14 protein-coding genes are annotated in these 17040 nt (G+C 74.8%); 9 read left to right on the top strand and 5 right to left on the bottom strand.

Annotation, left to right across the window (positions count from 1 at the left end; translation table 11 throughout):
* Window positions 1–302: SWIM zinc finger family protein (locus E1289_RS06420; protein WP_207928821.1), on the bottom strand; the 302-nt coding region annotated here is incomplete at its 3' end.
* Window positions 303–366: 64 nt separating this feature from the next.
* Entirely contained in the window at window positions 367–1122 is a 756-nt protein-coding gene (locus E1289_RS06415; RefSeq protein ID WP_207928820.1) for a M50 family metallopeptidase, read from the bottom strand.
* A 155-nt stretch (window positions 1123–1277) separates the two neighbouring features.
* Here E1289_RS06415 and E1289_RS06410 point away from each other — a divergent pair, with 155 nt between their 5' ends.
* The 3 genes from E1289_RS06410 to E1289_RS06400 are packed head-to-tail and all read left to right on the top strand — an operon-like array spanning window position 1278 to window position 5637.
* Entirely contained in the window at window positions 1278–2261 is a 984-nt protein-coding gene (locus tag E1289_RS06410; protein WP_243712649.1) for a MoxR family ATPase, read from the top strand.
* Window positions 2258–3418, top strand: a complete 1161-nt coding sequence (locus E1289_RS06405; protein WP_131976277.1) for a DUF58 domain-containing protein — start codon at window positions 2258–2260, stop codon at window positions 3416–3418. Before E1289_RS06410 ends, E1289_RS06405 begins: the two co-directional genes overlap by 4 nt.
* Window positions 3415–5637 (top strand): DUF3488 and transglutaminase-like domain-containing protein, encoded by a 2223-nt coding sequence (locus E1289_RS06400; RefSeq protein WP_131976275.1) that lies wholly within the window; start codon window positions 3415–3417, stop codon window positions 5635–5637. The genes E1289_RS06405 and E1289_RS06400 overlap by 4 nt, the downstream gene beginning before the upstream one ends.
* Here the strand turns inward: E1289_RS06400 and E1289_RS06395 are convergent.
* Window positions 5618–6256, bottom strand: a complete 639-nt coding sequence (locus tag E1289_RS06395) for a hypothetical protein (RefSeq protein WP_131976273.1) — start codon at window positions 6254–6256, stop codon at window positions 5618–5620. The genes E1289_RS06400 and E1289_RS06395 overlap by 20 nt on opposite strands.
* Before the next feature lie 18 nt (window positions 6257–6274).
* On the opposite strand from E1289_RS06395, the gene E1289_RS06390 reads away from it, so the two are divergent.
* The 3 genes from E1289_RS06390 (at window position 6275) to E1289_RS06380 (ending at window position 9626) form a co-directional block, all read left to right on the top strand.
* Window positions 6275–6511 carry a hypothetical protein gene (locus tag E1289_RS06390; protein WP_131976271.1) on the top strand — a complete coding sequence of 79 codons (237 nt, stop codon included), beginning with the start codon at window positions 6275–6277 and terminating at the stop codon, window positions 6509–6511.
* Complete coding sequence (locus tag E1289_RS06385; RefSeq protein WP_131976269.1) at window positions 6508–7443, top strand: pyridoxal-phosphate dependent enzyme; 936 nt, start codon at window positions 6508–6510, stop codon at window positions 7441–7443. Before E1289_RS06390 ends, E1289_RS06385 begins: the two co-directional genes overlap by 4 nt.
* 92 nt (window positions 7444–7535) lie before the next feature.
* A complete protein-coding gene (locus E1289_RS06380; protein WP_131976267.1) occupies window positions 7536–9626 on the top strand; it encodes a fibronectin type III domain-containing protein in 2091 nt (696 codons plus the stop codon).
* Window positions 9627–9678: 52 nt separating this feature from the next.
* Here the strand turns inward: E1289_RS06380 and E1289_RS06375 are convergent, their stop codons facing one another.
* Window positions 9679–11478, bottom strand: coding sequence for a serine/threonine-protein kinase (locus tag E1289_RS06375; protein ID WP_131976265.1), 1800 nt, complete (start codon window positions 11476–11478; stop codon window positions 9679–9681).
* A 376-nt stretch (window positions 11479–11854) separates the two neighbouring features.
* On the opposite strand from E1289_RS06375, the gene E1289_RS06370 reads away from it, so the two are divergent.
* The 3 genes from E1289_RS06370 to E1289_RS06360 all read left to right on the top strand — a co-directional run bounded on the left by E1289_RS06370 (window position 11855) and on the right by E1289_RS06360 (window position 15639).
* A complete protein-coding gene (locus E1289_RS06370) occupies window positions 11855–13342 on the top strand; it encodes a hypothetical protein (protein ID WP_131976263.1) in 1488 nt (495 codons plus the stop codon).
* 74 nt (window positions 13343–13416) lie between these two features.
* Entirely contained in the window at window positions 13417–14562 is a 1146-nt protein-coding gene (locus tag E1289_RS06365; RefSeq protein WP_131976261.1) for a CaiB/BaiF CoA-transferase family protein, read from the top strand.
* A gap of 222 nt (window positions 14563–14784) precedes the next feature.
* Entirely contained in the window at window positions 14785–15639 is an 855-nt protein-coding gene (locus E1289_RS06360; protein WP_131976259.1) for an alpha/beta fold hydrolase, read from the top strand.
* A gap of 85 nt (window positions 15640–15724) precedes the next feature.
* Here the strand turns inward: E1289_RS06360 and E1289_RS06355 are convergent, their stop codons facing one another.
* A complete protein-coding gene (locus E1289_RS06355; protein WP_131976257.1) occupies window positions 15725–16978 on the bottom strand; it encodes an aminotransferase class III-fold pyridoxal phosphate-dependent enzyme in 1254 nt (417 codons plus the stop codon).
* Window positions 16979–17040: the final 62 nt, after the last annotated feature.

The following is a 17040-nucleotide window of genomic DNA, read 5'->3' as shown; positions in this document are numbered from 1 at the left end:
GCTCGTGCCCCAGCCGGAAGATCCCGTGCAAGCACGTCCTCGGCCCACGAGAGCAGCAGCCCGAGGACGTGCTTGCACGGGATCTTCCGGCTGGGGCACGAGCACCGGAACGCGGGCTCGGTCAGATCGACGCCCGCCCGGTAGGCGGACTTCCCGCTGCCCTGGCACTCGCCCCAGACCGCCTCGTCGTCGCACCCCGCCCCGCGCCACTTGGCGGGCTTGGCGACGCTCCCCGCCGCCTTCGCGGCCGCGGCGTCCGGCGCGAGGCCGAGCACCTGGTCGCGGCTCCATCGTTCGCTCACACAGCCGAAACTATCGGTGCCCCCCGACACTCCAGGCCACCTGACCGGGGGTCAGGAGTCCCGGTCAGAAGTCGGCCGTGGTGGGCAGGCTGGGGAGGTCGACGTCCGGGACGAGGAGTGCGCCGCCCGCCAGGAGGGCGAGCATGGCGGTCGCGCCGAACAGGCCGACCCAGGCGAGCCCCGGGACGCCGGTGAGGTGGGCGAGCTGGTCGGCGTCCGAGCTCGGCGCCATGTGCCGGGCGCGCATCCGCTGCAGCTCGATCACCGGGCGGGTGGCGGCGAACAGCAGGAACCAGGCGGCCAGGTACGCGAACCCGGCCTGCACCTCGGCGCTGCCCAGCCACGACACCCCGAAGACGATCGCGCCGGTGGCGACCACCGAGAGCACGCCGTAGGCGTTGCGGATCATGATGAGCATCGCGCCGAGCAGTGCGAGCGAGAACCACAGCAGCAGCGTGATCCGGCCGGCCGCGAGCAGCAGCGCGAAGAACAGCCCGAGCAGCGGGGGAGTGGCGTAGCCCGCCAGCGCCGTGAAGATCATGCCGGGGCCGTGCGGCTTGCCGCGGGAGACCGTCACCCCGGAGGTGTCGGAGTGCAGCTTGATGCCGTCCAGCTTGCGGCCGGTGAGCAGGGCCACGAGCGCGTGCCCGCCCTCGTGCGCGATCGTCACGGTGTTGCGCGCGACGCGCCAGGTGGGGCCGTGCAGCACGGCCGCGAGCGCCACCAGGCCGACGAGGGCGACCAGCCACCACGGGGGATCGGGCTGCGTTCCCGTCACGCGGTCCCACAGGTCGGTGATGCTGATGTCGTCCACGTCCACCTCGGAGTCGTCGTCGCGATGCCCAACATTAGGACGTCATGGATAACGTTCGCGTTCGGTTCGCCGCGGGCATTCGGTGAATCCCGGGACGGGACCGCCGCGAAAACGGTTATTGTGCCCTTCGCGACGGGGGTCGCGGCTGAGGGGTGCGGGTGATGAGCGAGAGCGCGGGGGTGGACGCGGACGCGCTGGCCGGGCGGTTCGCGCAGATGTTCGCGGCGCTGGCGGGCAACATCGAGCGCGTCGTGCGCGGCAAGCGGGAGAAGGTCGAGCTGGCGCTGGTCTGCCTGCTGGCGGAGGGCCACCTGCTCGTCGAGGACGTGCCGGGCGTCGGCAAGACGACGCTGGCGCGGGCGATCTCGGCCTCGGTGGAGGCGGAGTGGGCGCGCATCCAGTTCACGCCCGACCTGCTGCCCAGCGACATCACCGGTGTGTCGATCTTCAACCAGGGGACGAGCGCGTTCGAGTTCCACCCGGGGCCGATCTTCGCGAACCTCGCCGTCGCCGACGAGATCAACCGCGGCTCGCCGAAGACGCAGTCGGCGCTGCTGGAGGTCATGGAGGAGCGCCGGGTGACCGTGGAGGGCACCCCGCATCCGGTGCCGCGCCCGTTCATGGTGATCGCGACGCAGAACCCGGTCGACATGGACGGGACCTACCCGCTGCCGGAGGCGCAGCTCGACCGGTTCCTGATGCGCATCTCGATGGGCTACCCCGACCACCAGGCCGAGGTGGCGCTGCTCGCGGGCGCCCCGACCGGCGCGATGCTCGACACGATGCCGCCGGTGCTGGGCCGCGAGGACCTCGCCCGGATGATCGACTTCGCGCAGCGGCTGCACGTCGCGCCGCCGCTGTACGACTACCTCGTGCGGGTCGTCGCCGCCACCCGCGAGCACGCCGACCTGCGGCTCGGCGCGAGCCCGCGGGCGAGCATCGCGCTGCTGCGGGCGGCGCGGGTGCGGGCGGCGGCGGCCGGCCGGTCCTACATCGTCCCCGAGGACGTGAAGGCGCTCGCGGTCCCGGTCATCGCGCACCGGCTGATCGTGACGCCGGAGGCGGAGCTGCGCGGCCGGTCCGGCGCGGACGTGGTCGCCGAGGCGCTGCGGAACGTGCCGACCCCGCAGGCCGCCGGCGTGTGACGGCCGTGCGGGGCCAGGTGCTGACGCCGCTCGGCTGGGGGACGGCGGCCGGGTCGGCGCTGCTGTACGCGGCGGGCTGGCGGCTCGGCTATCCGGAACCCGCCATGTTCGGGATCGCCGGGCTCGCCGCGGTGGCGGGCGCGGCGCTGTGGACGCTGCCGCAGGTGAGACTGGACGTCCGCCGGGAGACGGCACCGGCCAAGGTGGAGCGCGGCGAGCCGGCCGTGGGCGTGCTGCACGTCACCAACCGGGGACGCGGCGCGCGGGGCGTGCGCGCCCGGGACGTGGCCGGGCCGGGCTCGATCGAGGTGGACATCCCGCGGCTGCGCGCGGGCGGCACCCGCACCGTCACGTACCGGCTGCCGACCGGCCGGCGCGGCGAACTGCCGGTGGGGCCGCTGCGGCTGGAGCGCGCGGACCCGCTCCGGCTGGCCCGCCGGACGCGGGAGTACGGCGCGCAGGAGGTGCTGCTCGTCCGGCCGCGGACGGTGCCGCTGGCGCTGCTGCCGTCCGGCCGCGCCCACCACCTGGAAGGCCCGACCAGTGACCGGTCCCCGGCGGGGACGGCGACGTTCCACGCGCTGCGCGAGTACGTGATCGGCGACGAGCTGCGCCACATCCACTGGAAGTCGTCGGCGCGGACGGGGACGCTGATGGTGCGCCGGCTGGTCGACGCGAGCCTGCCGACGACGACGGTCGTGCTGGAGGCGCGTCCCGGGGCGTGGCCCGAGCCCGACGACTTCGAGCTGGCGGTGGACGCGGCGGCGTCGGTCGCGGCGGGGGCGGCCTCGGCGCACTTCCCCGTCCGCGTCCTCACCGGCGACGGGCAGGTCGCCGAGACGCGCGGCGGGCCCGACGACCTGGAGACCCTGCTCGACCGGCTCACCTCGGTCGAGGTCCGGGAGGGCCCGCGGTCCACGGTGGACGCGGTGCGCCGGATGCGCGGCGGCGGGTCGCTCGTGGTCGTGGTGAGCGGCGCGGCGGGTGCCGCGGAGCTGGGGGGCGTCGCGGCGGTCCGGAGCCGGTTCGACCGGGTGGTGGTGCTGCGGGTCCGGCCGGCGGAGCCCGCGTCCGCGCCGCCCGGCGTCCAGCTGGTCGACTTCGCCGACCTGGAGGGGCTCGCGGAGACGTGGCGGCGGCTCGGGAGGGCCCGGTGACGCGGTACGCCTCGCTCGCCGTGACGGCCTGCCTCGCCGCGGTCGCCGGGCTGGCCTTCCACCGGGTCTTCGGGTTCGGCCCGGTGGTCCCGGTCGCCGCCGTCGCCGCGGTCGTCCCGACCGTGCTGTGCGGGCTGCTGTCCGGCCCGCGCAAGAGCGGGGAACCGTGGCCGCTGTGGATCTCCCTGGTGCTGACCGTGGTCGCCTGGGCGGGCACCGTGACCGTTACCGTCCTGCGCCCGGCCCTCGCGGACGGGACGCTGCCGCAAACCCTCCGCGACGGCGTGCTCAGCTCGTGGAAGGCGATCCTGACCACGCTGCTGCCCGCCCCGGCCGAGCCGGAGTACCTCGTCCTGGTCAGCGTGGTGGTGTGGCTCGCGGCGTTCGCGTCCGCCGAGCTGGCGCTGCGGACCTCGCTGCGCGCCGCCCCGTGCGTCCCCGCGCTCGGCGGGTGGGCGGTGGCGCTCCCGCTGGGCGTGGACGGACCCGGCTCCAACCTGCCGCTCGCCGCCGCGGCCGTGGCGCTGACCGCGGTCCTGCTGCTGCTCCGCGCCGACGGACCCGGCGCGGGCTTCGCGTGGCGGCCGCTCGCCGCCGGGGTGCCCGCCGCCGCGGTGCTCGGCGCGCTGGCGCTGGCGGCGGGCCCGGTCGTCCCGGTCGGCGCGCGGCCCTACGACCCGCGGGAGCGGGTGCAGGCCCCGCCGCCGCAGCAGCGCGACGGGGTCAGCCCGCTCGACCGCGTCGGGGGCTGGCTGCTGCGGCCGGGCGAGGTGATGTTCACCGTCCGGTCCGGCCGCACCGAACTGGAGCGGCTCGCCGTCCTCGACCGGTTCGACGGCGTGACGTGGTCGTCCACGGCCCGCTTCGTCCCCACCGGGAGCCGGGTGCCCGAGGGGCCGCGGCCGGGGGAGCGGCACGAGGTCGAGCAGCACATCACGATCCGCGGCCTGCCCGGCGTGTGGGTGCCCGCGCCCGACCGGCCCCGGCGGATCGAGGGGCTCCCCGTCGTCGTCGACCCGGACAGCGGCGCGCTCGCGGCCGGGCGGCCGCTCCGGCCCGGCCAGACCTACCGCGTCACGTCCGTCGTGCCCGAATGGACGGCCGGGGACCTCGCCGCCGCGGCCCTCGCGACCGACGCCGAGGCCAGGGCGGCACTGGAGATGCCGTGGGGGCCGGGAGCGGAGGAGGCGCCCGTCCAGATCGCCGAGTTCCGCCGGTTCGCGGAGGCCGCGACGCGGGGTGCGGGCTCGCCGATCGAGAAGGCCGCGCTGCTCGCCGAGTACCTCAGGCGCTACGCCGCCTACGACGTGACCGCGCCGCCCGGGCACGGCTACCGGCAGCTCGACTACTTCCTCAGCGAGGGAAGGCGCGGCACGCCCGAGCACTTCGCGACCGCGTACGCGCTGCTCGCCCGCACGATCGGCATGCCGTCCCGCGTCGTGGTGGGGTTCCGCGGGGGGCGGCGCGTGGGCGACACCGTCCAGGTCCGGTCGGGTGACGTGCTGGTGTGGCCCGAGATCAAGTTCGCGGACCTCGGCTGGATCCGCTTCAACCCGCTCCCGGATTCCGGGCGCCGCTCCAACGAGGACGACTCGGTCGCCGCGGGCGAGACGGAGCAGAAGCTGGAGCAGGCGCAGCAGAGCGCCGCGTCCCGGCAGCGCGGCGAAGGGCCGGGCCGCACCGCGGAGAAGGAGGCGAGCGAACCCGCCGCCGGCGGCGGCGGATCGCCCACGCCGTGGTGGGTGTTCGCGTCCGCCGCGGCGGCGGTGCTCGTCACCGGGTACGTGCTCGCCGTCCTGCTCGCTCCCGCCCTGCGGAGACGCCGCCGCCGCACGGGACCGCCCGCCGCGCGCATCACCGGCGCCTGGCACCAGGCCCTCGACCACCTCGCCGACGTCGGGCTGTCCACGGCGCGGACGCTGACCGCGCACGAGGTGGCGGTCTTCGGGGCGTCCAGCGTCGGCGCGGACGCGCACGGGCACCTGCGGCCGCTCGCCGACCTCGTCAACCACAGCCGCTTCGCCGCGTCCCGCCCGGACCCGCGGGCCGCCGACCGGGCGTGGGAGCACTCCGACGCGGTGGGACGCCTCGTCACCGCCAAGGCGGGGCGCGTCCGGCGGCTCCGGCGCCGCCTGCACCCCCGGTCCCTCGTGGACGGGTCCGGCAAGGAACGCCGCCCGCCCGCCGGGCGGCGGCGGGTCAGGAGCGCGGGAGGCTGACGGCGATCTCGCCGCCCAGCACGGCGCCGTTCTCCAGCGCCAGGTCGTCCCCGCTCCAGAACCGGCCCGGGTCGAACCAGTTCGGGCGGCGGCCCTTCGGCAGCAGCCCCATCGACTGGTACGTCACCGCGACGATCTCCGCGCAGAACGCCGTCTCCAGGTTCTCCTCGCGCTCGGCGGGACGCCGGATCGGCACCCGGCCCCGCAGCCACCGCGTCGCCAGCCGCGACGTGGACGGGAACGGCGTGCCGTCCAGCCGCGCCACCGCGCGCAGCGCCGCGTCCTCCATCTCCGTGGACGGCGGCGGCTCGAGCTGCCGCAGCCACGCCCGCTGCCCGTAGCGGTTCGCCCACGCCAGGACGGCGTCGCGCAGGTCGTGCAGCTGCGCGCCGCGGTGGTGCCCGCCCGTCCACATGTCCCGCAGCGACCTGCCCAGCTCGGCGTGCCACATCAGCGGCGGCAGGTCGTCGATGACGAGCGACATGCCGACGTGGTTCACGGGACTGTTGGTGGTCAGCTGGATGGCGCGGTCGGTGGCCGTGCGGCCCCGGAAGACCCAGACGTCCCCGGTGCGGGTCAGCTCGGCGGCCTCGTCGAGGGAGATGCTCGTACCAGGCATGATCGATACGGTAGCCGCATGCGACGGTGGAGAGTGCCACGCCTCCGGAAGGCATCGGGTCACCTGACGGCATCGGGTCTCCTGAGGGCACCGAATCTCTGGAAGGCACTGGGCGTCGCCGGGTTCCTCGGCGTCGCCGCGACCGGGGCGGTGGTCGTGCGGAGCGAGCGCCGCCGCCGCTCCTACACGCCCGAGGAGATCCGGGAGCGCCTGCACGCGCGCCTGGGCGACGAGGAACCGGGGAGGCGCCCGTGACGCCCCGCGCCGTCCGCCCGCCGGACCGGGACGACCTCGACCGCGCGTGGCGGGCCGTCTCCGCCGAACTCGATCCGACGCCCCTGGTGCCGTCCCCCCTTGCCCCCGGCGCCATGCTGAAACTGGAGACGTGCCAGCCGACCGGCGCGTTCAAGGTGCGCGGCGCGCTCGCGGCGGTCGCGGCGCTGCCGCCGGGCCGGCCGGCCGTCACGGCGAGCGCGGGTAACCACGGCCTCGGCATGGGCCACGCGGCGGCCCGGTCCGGCGCGGACGTCACCGTGGTCGTCTCCACCCGCGCGTCCCCCGTGAAGATCGACAAGATCGGCGCGTACCCGGTGCGGCTCGTCCAGCACGGGACGACCTACGACGAGGCCGAGGAGCACGCGCTGACGCTGCCCGGCCACTACGTCTCGCCCTACAACGACCCGGCGGTCATCGCCGGGCAGGGCACCATCGGGCGCGAGCTCGAACGGCAGGCGGACGGGCCCCTCACGGTCGTCGCGCCGGTCGGCGGCGGCGGCCTGCTCGCCGGGCTCGCCCTGTGGGCGCGGGACCGGGCGGACGTCCGGATCGTCGGGGTGGAGTCGGCCGTGTCGCGCGGCATCGCCGCCTCGGTGGCGGCCGGGCGGGTCGTCGAGGTCGAGGTAGGCGAGACGTTCGCCGACGGCCTGCCCGGCAACCTGGAGCCCGGCAGCGTCACCCCCGGCGTGATCGGCCGGGCCGCGGAGCTGACCGCGGTCACCGATGACCAGATCCGGACGGCGATGCGCTGGCTGTTCCGCGAGCACGGGCTCGTCGCCGAGGGCGCGGGCGCCGCGGGGGTCGCCGCCGTCCTCGCCGGGGAGGTCGAGGTCACCGGCCGCCCCGTGGTGATCATCACCGGACGCAACATAACAATCCCGACGTTCATTGACGCGATTCGCGAAAACTGACATTCGCCTTATTTGCGAAAACACCGACATCGGTGGCCCGGCACCGACTACGGTGTGCGATCGAAACGGGGAAGGTGATCAGTATCGTGCGGGTGGCGATCCTGAGCCGATTCCGCCGTGACCGCCTCACCGGGCAGGTCGCGGTCGGGCTGGTCGGCGTGCTCGTGATAGCCGCGGCAGTGTACGGGGTGGGCGTCGCGAGCGCCCAGTACCGCCTCGCCGACGTCGGCGCGTGGCTGACCGCCAAGAGCAAGGGCATCGTCGTGCACGTCAACGGCCCCGCCGCCAAGGTGGACGGCAAGGCCGGGGTGATCCCGCAGATGCGCGGGCACAACGTGAAGATCGTCCAGGACGGCGCCACGACCCTGATCATCGACCTGGACACGGGCGTGGTGAGCCGCCTCGACCCGTCCCAGCTGAGCATCGGCCAGAGCCGCTCGTTCGGCAGGGGCATCCAGGTCCTCGCGGGCGCCGGGAAGGCGTACACGGTCGACTCGGTCAAGGGCGTCGTCCAGCAGATCGACCCGGTCGGCCTGACGCCGGTCGGCGCGCCGGCCACGCTGCCGCCGGTCCTCGGCCAGGCCGGGATCGACGGCAAGGGGACGCTGTGGGTGCCCGTGTCGCAGAAGGGCGAGGTGTCGGCGTTCCGGGACGGCGCCCTCCAGCCGCCCGTCCGCGTCGGTGCGCCCGGCGGCGACCTGGCGCTGACCGTCGCCGCCGGGGACCCCGTGATCACCGACTCCACCGCCGCAACCGCCACCGTCGTCCGGTCCGGGTCCCCGCTCACGATCAGCCTGCCGACGACCGTCCGGCACGCGGGCCGCGGCGGCGTGCTCGCCCCCGCGCAGACCGACGGCAGGATCGTCCCGCTGCTGGTACCCGGCACCGGTTCCCTGGTGACCGTCGACACCGACACCGGCCGCTACTCCAGCACCCGGCTGCCGATGCCGAGGCACCGGTACCGGCCGCCGCAGGTGCTCGGCGCGAAGGTCTACATCCCCGACGAGACGGCCGGCGCCCTGATCGTGTACGACTCGGCGGCCAACCGGTTCGAGCGCCCGATCCCGGTGACGAACCGGCCGGCCAGGCTGGACGTCTTCGTCAAGGACGGGCTGCTCTGGGCGAACGACCCGGCCGGCCCGCACGCCGTCGTGATCGACCGGGGGAACGCGCACCGGGGCATCAACAAGTACAAGGACCGGGTCGCGGGCGGTCCCAAGCGCCGGACGATCCCGCTGCCCGGCGACGGGGACGCCCCGCCGCCGCCGCGCGGCCGCCCCCCGGCATCGCGGACGCCGGATGCGCCGCCGCCGTCCCGCGGCCCGGCGCCCGGCGGGCCGCCGACCGCGCCCGGCAACGTGTCCGTCACGCCCGGCGCGGGGACGATGCGGGTCGACTTCCAGCCGTCGCAGGGCGACGGCATCATCGGGTACGTGCTGAAGGACGTGGCGTCCGGCCTGTCGGTGAGCCCGTCCGCCATCGCACCCGGCGCGGGGCCCTTCGCCTTCACGGTCACGGGTGGCGACTGCGGGACCGAGTACCGGTTCCGCGTGGCCGTCCGCTACCGGGACGCCCGGGGCAGGACGCGCGAGCTGCCGTCGACGGCCAGCGACCCCGTCCGCCCGTGCGTGACACCGGGCACGCCGACCGGCCTCACGGCGAAGGCGACGAAGTCCGGCGCACAGGTCTCGTGGACGGCCGCGCCCGGCGGCGGCTCGACGAGCTACCGGGTCACCTGGGAGGGCCCCGTCGCGGGGAGCAGGACCGTCTCGACCACGTCCGCGACGCTCGGCGAGGTGTGGACCAACGGCGACTACACCTTCACCGTCACGCCCACGAACGGCGCCGGAACCGGTGCCAACGCCACGATCAGCACCAAGCTGACCGGCCCCACGAGCACCCACGCCGTGACGAGCAACGGAAACTCCGACGGCTACATCAGGGCAGGGGCCGACCCCAGCAGCGCCACCGTGGCCACCATGCACGACAACAACGGTGACAGCGTCACAGTGCACTGCAAGGAGCAGGGCGTCTACTACCAGCATCCCAATAACCCCAGCCTCGCCGGTGACATGTACACCAACATCACCTGGAAGGGGAACCGCGGCTACGTGATCGGCTACCTGGTCAACACGCCGGGCAGCTGGAAGAGCTTCGGCGGCCCGGCGATCTGGAAGTGCTAGCCGCCGTCACCGAAACCGGCAAGAGCCGACCGGACTACCGGCGCGCTTCAGCTCAGTTCGGCCGCTTCGCGCTGATGCAGGCGGGCGCCGACCATGACACGTCCGGGGCCTGGCCCGGGTTGAGGCGCAGCACCGCGCCCACCTTGAAGCAGTAGCGGGTCTTCGGCCGCAGGCCGGGCACGGTCGCCGAGCGGGAACCGGCCTGGGCCGTCACGAGCGGGTTCGCGCCGGCGGGCTGCCGCTGGATCAGCAGCGGCAGCTCCTTCGCGGCGGGCGGCAGCGTCCAGGCGAGCACGGCCGTGCGGCCCGCCGGCCTGGCGACGAGCCCGCGCGGGCGCGTGGCGGTGAACTGGGCGCGCGGAAGCGGCTCGGGCGGGACGTCCGCGGCCTGCCCCTGGGCGGCCGGTGTGGAGGCCGCCGGAGGACCCGCGGCCCGCCGTCCCTCCTCGCCGCCCCCGCGGGAGAGGGCGAGCGCCCCGACGCCGAGCGCCAGCCCGCCGACGAGCGCCACGCCCGCCGCGACGACGAGGCCCCGCCGCGGGCCGTCGCCCGGCTGGTCCAGCGTGTGCTGGTGCGGCACGGGCTGCTGCGGGAGGGGCTGCTGCGGGCCGAGCCGGTGCGGGGCGGCGTGCGGCGTCGTGTGGGCGCCGCTCGCACGCGGATCGTCCGCCCCCGGCGGCCCTTGCGCCTGGCCCCCGGGCATCGCGGGCCAGGCCATGGCGGCGGCGTCGTCCCGCGGGACGGGGGGCGGCTGCCGCGGCAGCGTGCCCTCCTGCGGGAGGAGGGCGTCGGGCGTCTGCGGCGGGGAGGCGTCCGGATGCCAGGGGGACGGCGGAGCCGGGTGCCCGAGGGCGGGCGCCTGGGCGGTCGGCGCCCACTCCGGGACGCGCGGCGGCCCGGAGGTGTCGGGGAACGACGGCCGCGGCCCCGAAGGGAAGTCGGACGACGCGAAACCCGACGACGACCCGGTGCCGCCGTCCTGCCGCGGAACCGGCAGGACGGCGCCGCCGCTGTGCGGCACGTCCGTGACGGGCAGGCCCAGCTCGGACTGCACGCTCTGCAGCGCCCGCGCGAACTCCACGGCCGTCGCGAACCGCTGCTCGGGCGTCTTGGCCATCGCGTGCACGATGACCTCCTGCACCCGTGGCGGCACGTCCGCACGGGGGATCGGCGGCGGCGGGTCGCTGAGGATCCGCAGCATCAGCTGCGCGATGCCCTCGCCCGCGGGGCCCTTGAACGCGGGCTGCCCCGCGAGGAGCTGGTACAGCGTGGAGCCGAGCGAGTAGATGTCGGAACCGACGCCGGGCTGCCTGCCCTCCAGGATCTCGGGCGCGGCGTGGTGCGGGGTGAACGCCTGCGTGTGGGTGGCGTCGAAGGAGTCGACGAGCCGGGCGATGCCGAAGTCGGCGAGCGCGGGCTCCCCGTACCGCGACAGCAGCACGTTCTGCGGCTTGACGTCGCGGTGCAGGACGTCGGTCTCGTGGGTGGCGGCGAGCGCGCCCGCCATCTTCACCCCGATGCGCAGCACGTCCGCGACCGGCAGCGGCCCCTCCCGGGCGAGCCGGTCGGTGAGCGCGCCGTGCTCGAAGTACTCCATCGCGATGTAGGGGCGCCCGGACCGGGTGGTGCCGGTGTCCAGCACGGTCACGATGTTGGGATGGCCGGACAGCCGGCCGGTGATCTTGCTCTCCCGCTGGAAGCGGCGCATCGCCGCGTCGTCGACCGAGCCGATCGACAGGACCTTCAGCGCGACCATCCGGTCCAGGTGCTCCTGGTGCGCGCGGTAGACGACGCTGAAGCCGCCCTCGCCGACCTGCTCCAGCACCCGGTACCCAGGGACGTCCTCGGTCATGGGCAGGGGAATCCTTCGTGGTCGCTCGTCGGGGTCGCGGCGGGGGCGCGATCGTTCGATGTACTGCGGTCCGGGGAGGTTCCCCCCGGGGTGCAACAGCGTAGTACGGGGACGAATCGGGCGCGGGCTTCTCCCGCCGAGCGGTCCGGGCGCCGATCTTCCGCCACCTCCGGGTGCGGAAATAGGCGGACATTTCCAATGGCCCGATTAATCGTTGTCCCAATTCCGCTCCTGCGTCGCCCCTGTGCGGCCTAACCTCGTGCTTCGCGACGACAGAACGGCCCAGAGGGAGTGGCCCGCCGTGACGGAAGATGTCCTGACGAATACGAGGACGGAAACGCCGCCGTCGAGAACGACATATGGCGACCTTGTCCGGATGGCGTATTTCGTTCTTCCCGGGACCGGAAAGCGCGTCTACCGGCTGGCGGTCGCCCGGCGGATCGTGGACGCCTCCGCCCGCGGCGCCCGGGACCGCTCGCCCGCCGGGCTGGCCCGCCGCCGCACCCGCGTGCTCCGCCGGGCGATGCGCCCGTCCAGGCGGCTGCACATCGGCCTCGGCCCCTGGCTGCGCGCCCTGCCCACCCGGCTGCCCGACCCGGCGCTCACCGCCGCCCTGGCCAAACTCCACCCGCACGTTCGCGTCGCCTACGTGCTGCGCCACGTCGAGGGGCTGCCCCGTTACGCGGTCCACGACCAGCTGGTCGAGCTGCGCGTCCGCGACCCCTGGCCCGCGATCCGCGCGGCCGACGCCGTCCGGCCGCCCGCCGCCCGGCGTGCCGAGCGGTTCGAGCCCGCGCTGCTGCGCCCCGTCCGGACCCGCTCGGTGCTGCCGCTCGGCACCGCCGCCGTCCTCACCGCCGCCCTGCTCGCCGTGCTCGTGGTGACCGAGCGCGGCGAACCGCGCGAACCGGCGCTGCGGCTCGTCTCGGCCGGCCCCGGCGCCTGGACGGGCGGCGCCCGCACCCTCGACGCCTGGCCGGCCCGCGGCGACCTCGCCCGCGACCGGGCGTTCACCCGGGGCGCCGCCGGAGCCTGGGCCGCCGCCCCGGCGGACCGCCGCGCGGCCGGCACCGCGCAGCTCCTCTACGCGGGCAACGTCGGCGGTACGCCCCTCGCCGTGCTGCGGCAGGGCGGCCGGGTCGCCCGCTACACGCGGGGCGGCGGCCTCGACATCGTCGACGCCGGGCAGGACGCGTCCGCCCCGATCGCCCTCGGCGGCGGGCGCTACCTCCTGGCCCCCTGGGATCCGCGGCCCGAAACCCTCGCCGGCGGCGCCCTCGCGGTGACCGACGGCGTGACCGAGCCCGCCCGCGCCGAATCCGGCTGCGGCCTGGGCCCCCTCTTCCACGTCGGCTCCAGGACCGTCGGCGACCTGGGCGGCCCGCGCGCCACCGTCCTCGGCTACCACTCGCCCGCCTACCGGCCCGGCGGGCGCGACGAGCCCGCGCGCCTCGGCCGGGGAGCCCGCGAGCTCTGGAACCGGCTGGCCTGCGCGGCCCACCCGCCGGACCGGCCGGACCGGCCGGTGGCCGAGGCCATGGCGTGGAACTTCTGGTCCGGCAGGCTGCCCCGGGGCGGGGGCTCCGCCGACTGGTTCTGCACCCGCCTGACCTTCGCCGACGGCGCCACCACGGCCGCCGCCACGCTGCTCGCCGCGAAGGACCGGGCCACCGGCCCCTGCGACGCCCGCCGCCCGGTCAGCGGAACCTGGTGGCGGGCCCCGTCCGACCGCTGGTACTACCTGGCCGCCGCCGGGCGCGGCTTCGTCCCGCACGCGGACGGCGTCCGCCGCTCCACCGTCCGCGACCGCCTGCTGATGGCGACCGGCGACCGGGACGACCCGGTGAAGCTCACCGCCCGATAGCGGCGCCCGGGTCAGCGTTCCCTTACATTGATCGTGCACACTGGGGGGACCGAACGAGATTCAGGGAGATGCGCATGGGCAAGGGGCCGCTGTCCGGAGTACGGGTGATCGAGCTTGCCGGGATCGGGCCGGGGCCGTTCGCCGCGATGCTGCTGGCCGACCTCGGCGCCGACGTGATCCGCGTCGACCGCGCCTCCGCGGTCAGGGCCGGGGAGACCGCCGGCGGAACCGACTTCGCCAACCGCGGCAAGCGCTCCATCGCGATCGACCTGAAGAGCGAGAAGGGCAAGGAGGTCGTCCTCCGGCTGGTCGAGAAGTCCGACGCCCTCCTCGAAGGGTTCCGGCCCGGTGTCACCGAGCGACTCGGCCTCGGCCCGGACGACTGCCTCGCCCGCAACCCGAAGCTCGTCTACGGGCGGATGACCGGCTGGGGCCAGGAGGGGCCCCTCTCCCACACCGCCGGGCACGACATCGGCTACATCGCCATCACCGGCACGCTGCACGCCATCGGCCGGGCCGGCGGGCCTCCGCAGGTCCCGCTGAACCTCCTCGGCGACTTCGCGGGCGGCAGCATGTACCTCGTCGTCGGCATCCTGTCCGCCCTCCTGGAGTCCAGGACGAGCGGACGCGGCCAGGTCGTCGACACCGCCATCGTGGACGGCGCCGCGCACCTGTCCACCTTCATCCACGGCTTCCTGCGGGGCGGCCTGTGGGAGGACCGCCGCGGCGTCAACCTGCTCGACACCGGCGCCCCCTGGTACGACGTCTACGAGACCTCCGACGGGCGCCACATGGCCGTCGGCGCGATCGAGCCCCAGTTCTACGCCGAGTTCCTCCGCCTCAGCGGCCTCGACAAGGAGGACCTCCCCGCCCAGCACGACCGCTCCGGCTGGCCCGCGCTCCGCGAGCGGTTCGCCGCCGTGTTCCGCACGAAGACCCGCGACGAGTGGACGGAGATCTTCGTCCCCAGCGACGCCTGCGTGGCCCCCGTCCTGTCCATGGCGGAGGCGGCCGAGCACCCCTTCAACACGTCCCGCGACGTGTTCCCCGCGCTGGCCGGCCACCCGCAGCCCGCCCCGGCGCCCCGCTTCTCCCGGACCACCACCGAGACCGACGGCGTCCCCGCCCTCCCCGGCGGCCAGACCCGCGCGGTCCTGGACGACCTCGGCTTCGGCGACGCCGAGACCCTCCTGAAGGAGGGCGCGGTCGCCCAGGCGTGACCGCTCTCCGCCCCTCGGGGCTGGTCAGAAGTGAGCGAGCTCCCCTGATTGTGAGTCGTTTGACAATTTCCTCGGGGTAACCGGCGGCCACTCCACAAGACCGGGCCGGAAAGCGGCCGTACGTTATGTGCACCCCACCCCCACCGACACGGCGATGAGGGGCCGGACCCGCATGTTCGGGTCCCGGCCTCTTTTGGCCGTGCCCGCATTAGGGAGATGCACATGCGTTTCAGTCGGCTCCGCAGATGGGCGGTCATCGCGGCCGCGATGACCGCCGTACTGGGCACGACCGGCGTCACCGCGCCCGCACAGGCCGAGATCGTCCCGGAAGGGGCGAACGACTGGAAATGCAAGCCGTCGTTCTGGCATCCGCGGCCGGTCGTGCTCGTGCACGGCACGTTCGAGAACATGGCGTTCAACTGGCAGAAACTCTCCCCGGCACTGAAGAAGGCCGGATATTGCGTCTACGCCCTCAATTACGGCGGCCCGAAGGACGGCCCGATCCAGGGGATCTACGACATTCCCACGTCGGCCGGTGAGCTGTCGGCGTTCGTCGACCGGGTCCTCGAATCGACGGGCGCGCCGAAGGTCGACATCGTCGGGCACTCGCAGGGCGGCATGATGCCGCGGTACTACATGAAGTTCCTCGGCGGCGCCGCGAAGGTGAATAAGCTCGTCGGGATCGTGCCGTCGAACCACGGGACGAACGCGTCGGGGCTGGTGGAGCTGGGCCGGCTGCTCGGCATCACCCAGGCGATCGTGGAGGCCGCGCCGGCGGCCGGTCAGCAGATCGTCGGCTCGGACTTCCTGCGGGAGCTGAACGAGGGCGGCGACACCGTGCCCGGCCCCCAGTACATCGTGCTCGCCACCAAGTACGACGAGGTCGTCACGCCCTACACCTCGTCGTTCCTGAACGGCTCCAACGCGCACAACGTCCTGCTCCAGGACAAGTGCCCCAACGACACCAACGCGCACCTCGGCATCAACTTCGACCCCGTGATGATCAAGTTCGTGCAGAACTCGCTCGACATCTGGGGCCCGTACTGGCCCATCGACTGCGCCGACCCGCTCGGCTGACCCGCCGCGGACGCGACGGCGCCCGGTGGTCCCCTCTCCGGTGACCACCGGGCGCCGGTGCATCCCGGGCGTTTCCCGGCGTGCGTCAGCCGACCGCGTCCGCGACGGCGTCCGACCAGAGGCCGAGGGCGTCGTCGATCTGCGACCCGGTGACGATCAGCGGCGGGATCATCCGGACGACGTTGCCGTACGCGCCGCAGGTCAGCAGCAGGAGCCCGCGCTCGGCCGCCGCCTTGTGGGCGCGCGCCGCGGCGTCGGCGTCGGGCTCGCCGCCGGGCGCGGTGAACTCGGCGGCCTGCATCAGCCCGAGCCCGCGCACGTCCCCGATCGCCGGGTGGTCGGCGGCGACCTTCTGCAGGCCGTCGTTCAGCCGCGCGCCCTGCCGGGCGGCGTTGCCGACGAGGTCCTCGTCCTGGATGACCTGGAGCGTGGCGAGCGCCGCGGCGCAGGAGACCGCGTTGCCGCCGTAGGTGCCGCCCTGCGAGCCGGGACGGGCCTTCTCCATCAGCGCGGTCGGCGCCGCGATCGCCGACAGCGGGAAGCCGCTGGCGAGGCCCTTGGCGGTGATGAGGATGTCGGGAAGCGCGGCGGAGTGCTCGTGCCCCCAGAACCGGCCGGTCCGCCCGAACCCGGTCTGCACCTCGTCCATGATCAGCAGGATGCCGTGCCGGTCGGCGCGCTCGCGCAGCCCCTCCAGGAACCCGGGCGGGGCGGGGATGTAGCCGCCCTCGCCGAGCACCGGCTCGACGATGAACGCGGCGGTGTCGGACGCGGGACTGGCGGTGACGAGCAGGTAGTCCAGCTCGCGCAGCGCGAACCGGGTGGCGTCGTCCTCGTCCCAGCCGTACCGGTAGGCCTGCGGGAACGGCGCGATGGCGGCGCCCGGCATCAGCGGGCCGATGCCGGCGCGGAACTTCGTGCCCGCCGTGGTGAGCGCGGCGGCGCCCATGGTCCGGCCGTGGAAGGAGCCGTGGAAGACGACGATGTTCTGCCGGCCGGTCGCGTGCCGCGCCAGCCGGATGGACGCCTCGACGGCCTCGCTGCCGCTGTTGAGGAAGAACAGCGAGTCGAGGCCGGACGGCAGCACCTCGCCGAGCGCCTCGGTGAGCCGCAGCAGCGGCTCGTGCATGACCGTCGTGTACTGGCCGTGGATCAGCGTGCCGACCTGCCGCTGCGCCGCCTCGACCACGCGCGGGTGGCAGTGCCCCGTGCCGGTGACGCCGATGCCCGCGGTGAAGTCGAGGTGCCGGCGGCCGTCGGTGTCGTACAGGTAGACGCCCTCGCCGCGCTCGGCAAGGACGGGGGTGGCCTGCTTGAGCAGGGGTGACAGCTTAGCCATGCGTCGTCCCTCCGATGCCCTTCGTAGATTGTCGACAATCTGCAATGTAGGTGTCCCCGGGA

It is taken from the genome of Actinomadura sp. 6K520 (genome assembly GCF_004349245.1).
Lineage (GTDB): Bacteria > Actinomycetota > Actinomycetes > Streptosporangiales > Streptosporangiaceae > Spirillospora.
Note: the sequence above shows the minus strand (reverse complement) of the source record. Positions and strands in the feature narration are given on the sequence as shown.

What these genes read in the sequence shown, in the direction of transcription:
- E1289_RS06360 (WP_131976259.1), top strand. Translation starts at nt 14,785, where the DNA reads ATGCGTTTCAGTCGGCTCCGCAGATGGGCGGTCATCGCGGCCGCGATG.
- E1289_RS06375 (WP_131976265.1), bottom strand. Translation starts at nt 11,478, where the DNA reads ATGACCGAGGACGTCCCTGGGTACCGGGTGCTGGAGCAGGTCGGCGAG.
- E1289_RS06370 (WP_131976263.1), top strand. Translation starts at nt 11,855, where the DNA reads ATGGCGTATTTCGTTCTTCCCGGGACCGGAAAGCGCGTCTACCGGCTG.
- E1289_RS06365 (WP_131976261.1), top strand. Translation starts at nt 13,417, where the DNA reads ATGGGCAAGGGGCCGCTGTCCGGAGTACGGGTGATCGAGCTTGCCGGG.
- E1289_RS06390 (WP_131976271.1), top strand. Translation starts at nt 6,275, where the DNA reads ATGCGACGGTGGAGAGTGCCACGCCTCCGGAAGGCATCGGGTCACCTG.
- E1289_RS06410 (WP_243712649.1), top strand. Translation starts at nt 1,278, where the DNA reads ATGAGCGAGAGCGCGGGGGTGGACGCGGACGCGCTGGCCGGGCGGTTC.
- E1289_RS06355 (WP_131976257.1), bottom strand. Translation starts at nt 16,978, where the DNA reads ATGGCTAAGCTGTCACCCCTGCTCAAGCAGGCCACCCCCGTCCTTGCC.
- E1289_RS06395 (WP_131976273.1), bottom strand. Translation starts at nt 6,256, where the DNA reads ATGCCTGGTACGAGCATCTCCCTCGACGAGGCCGCCGAGCTGACCCGC.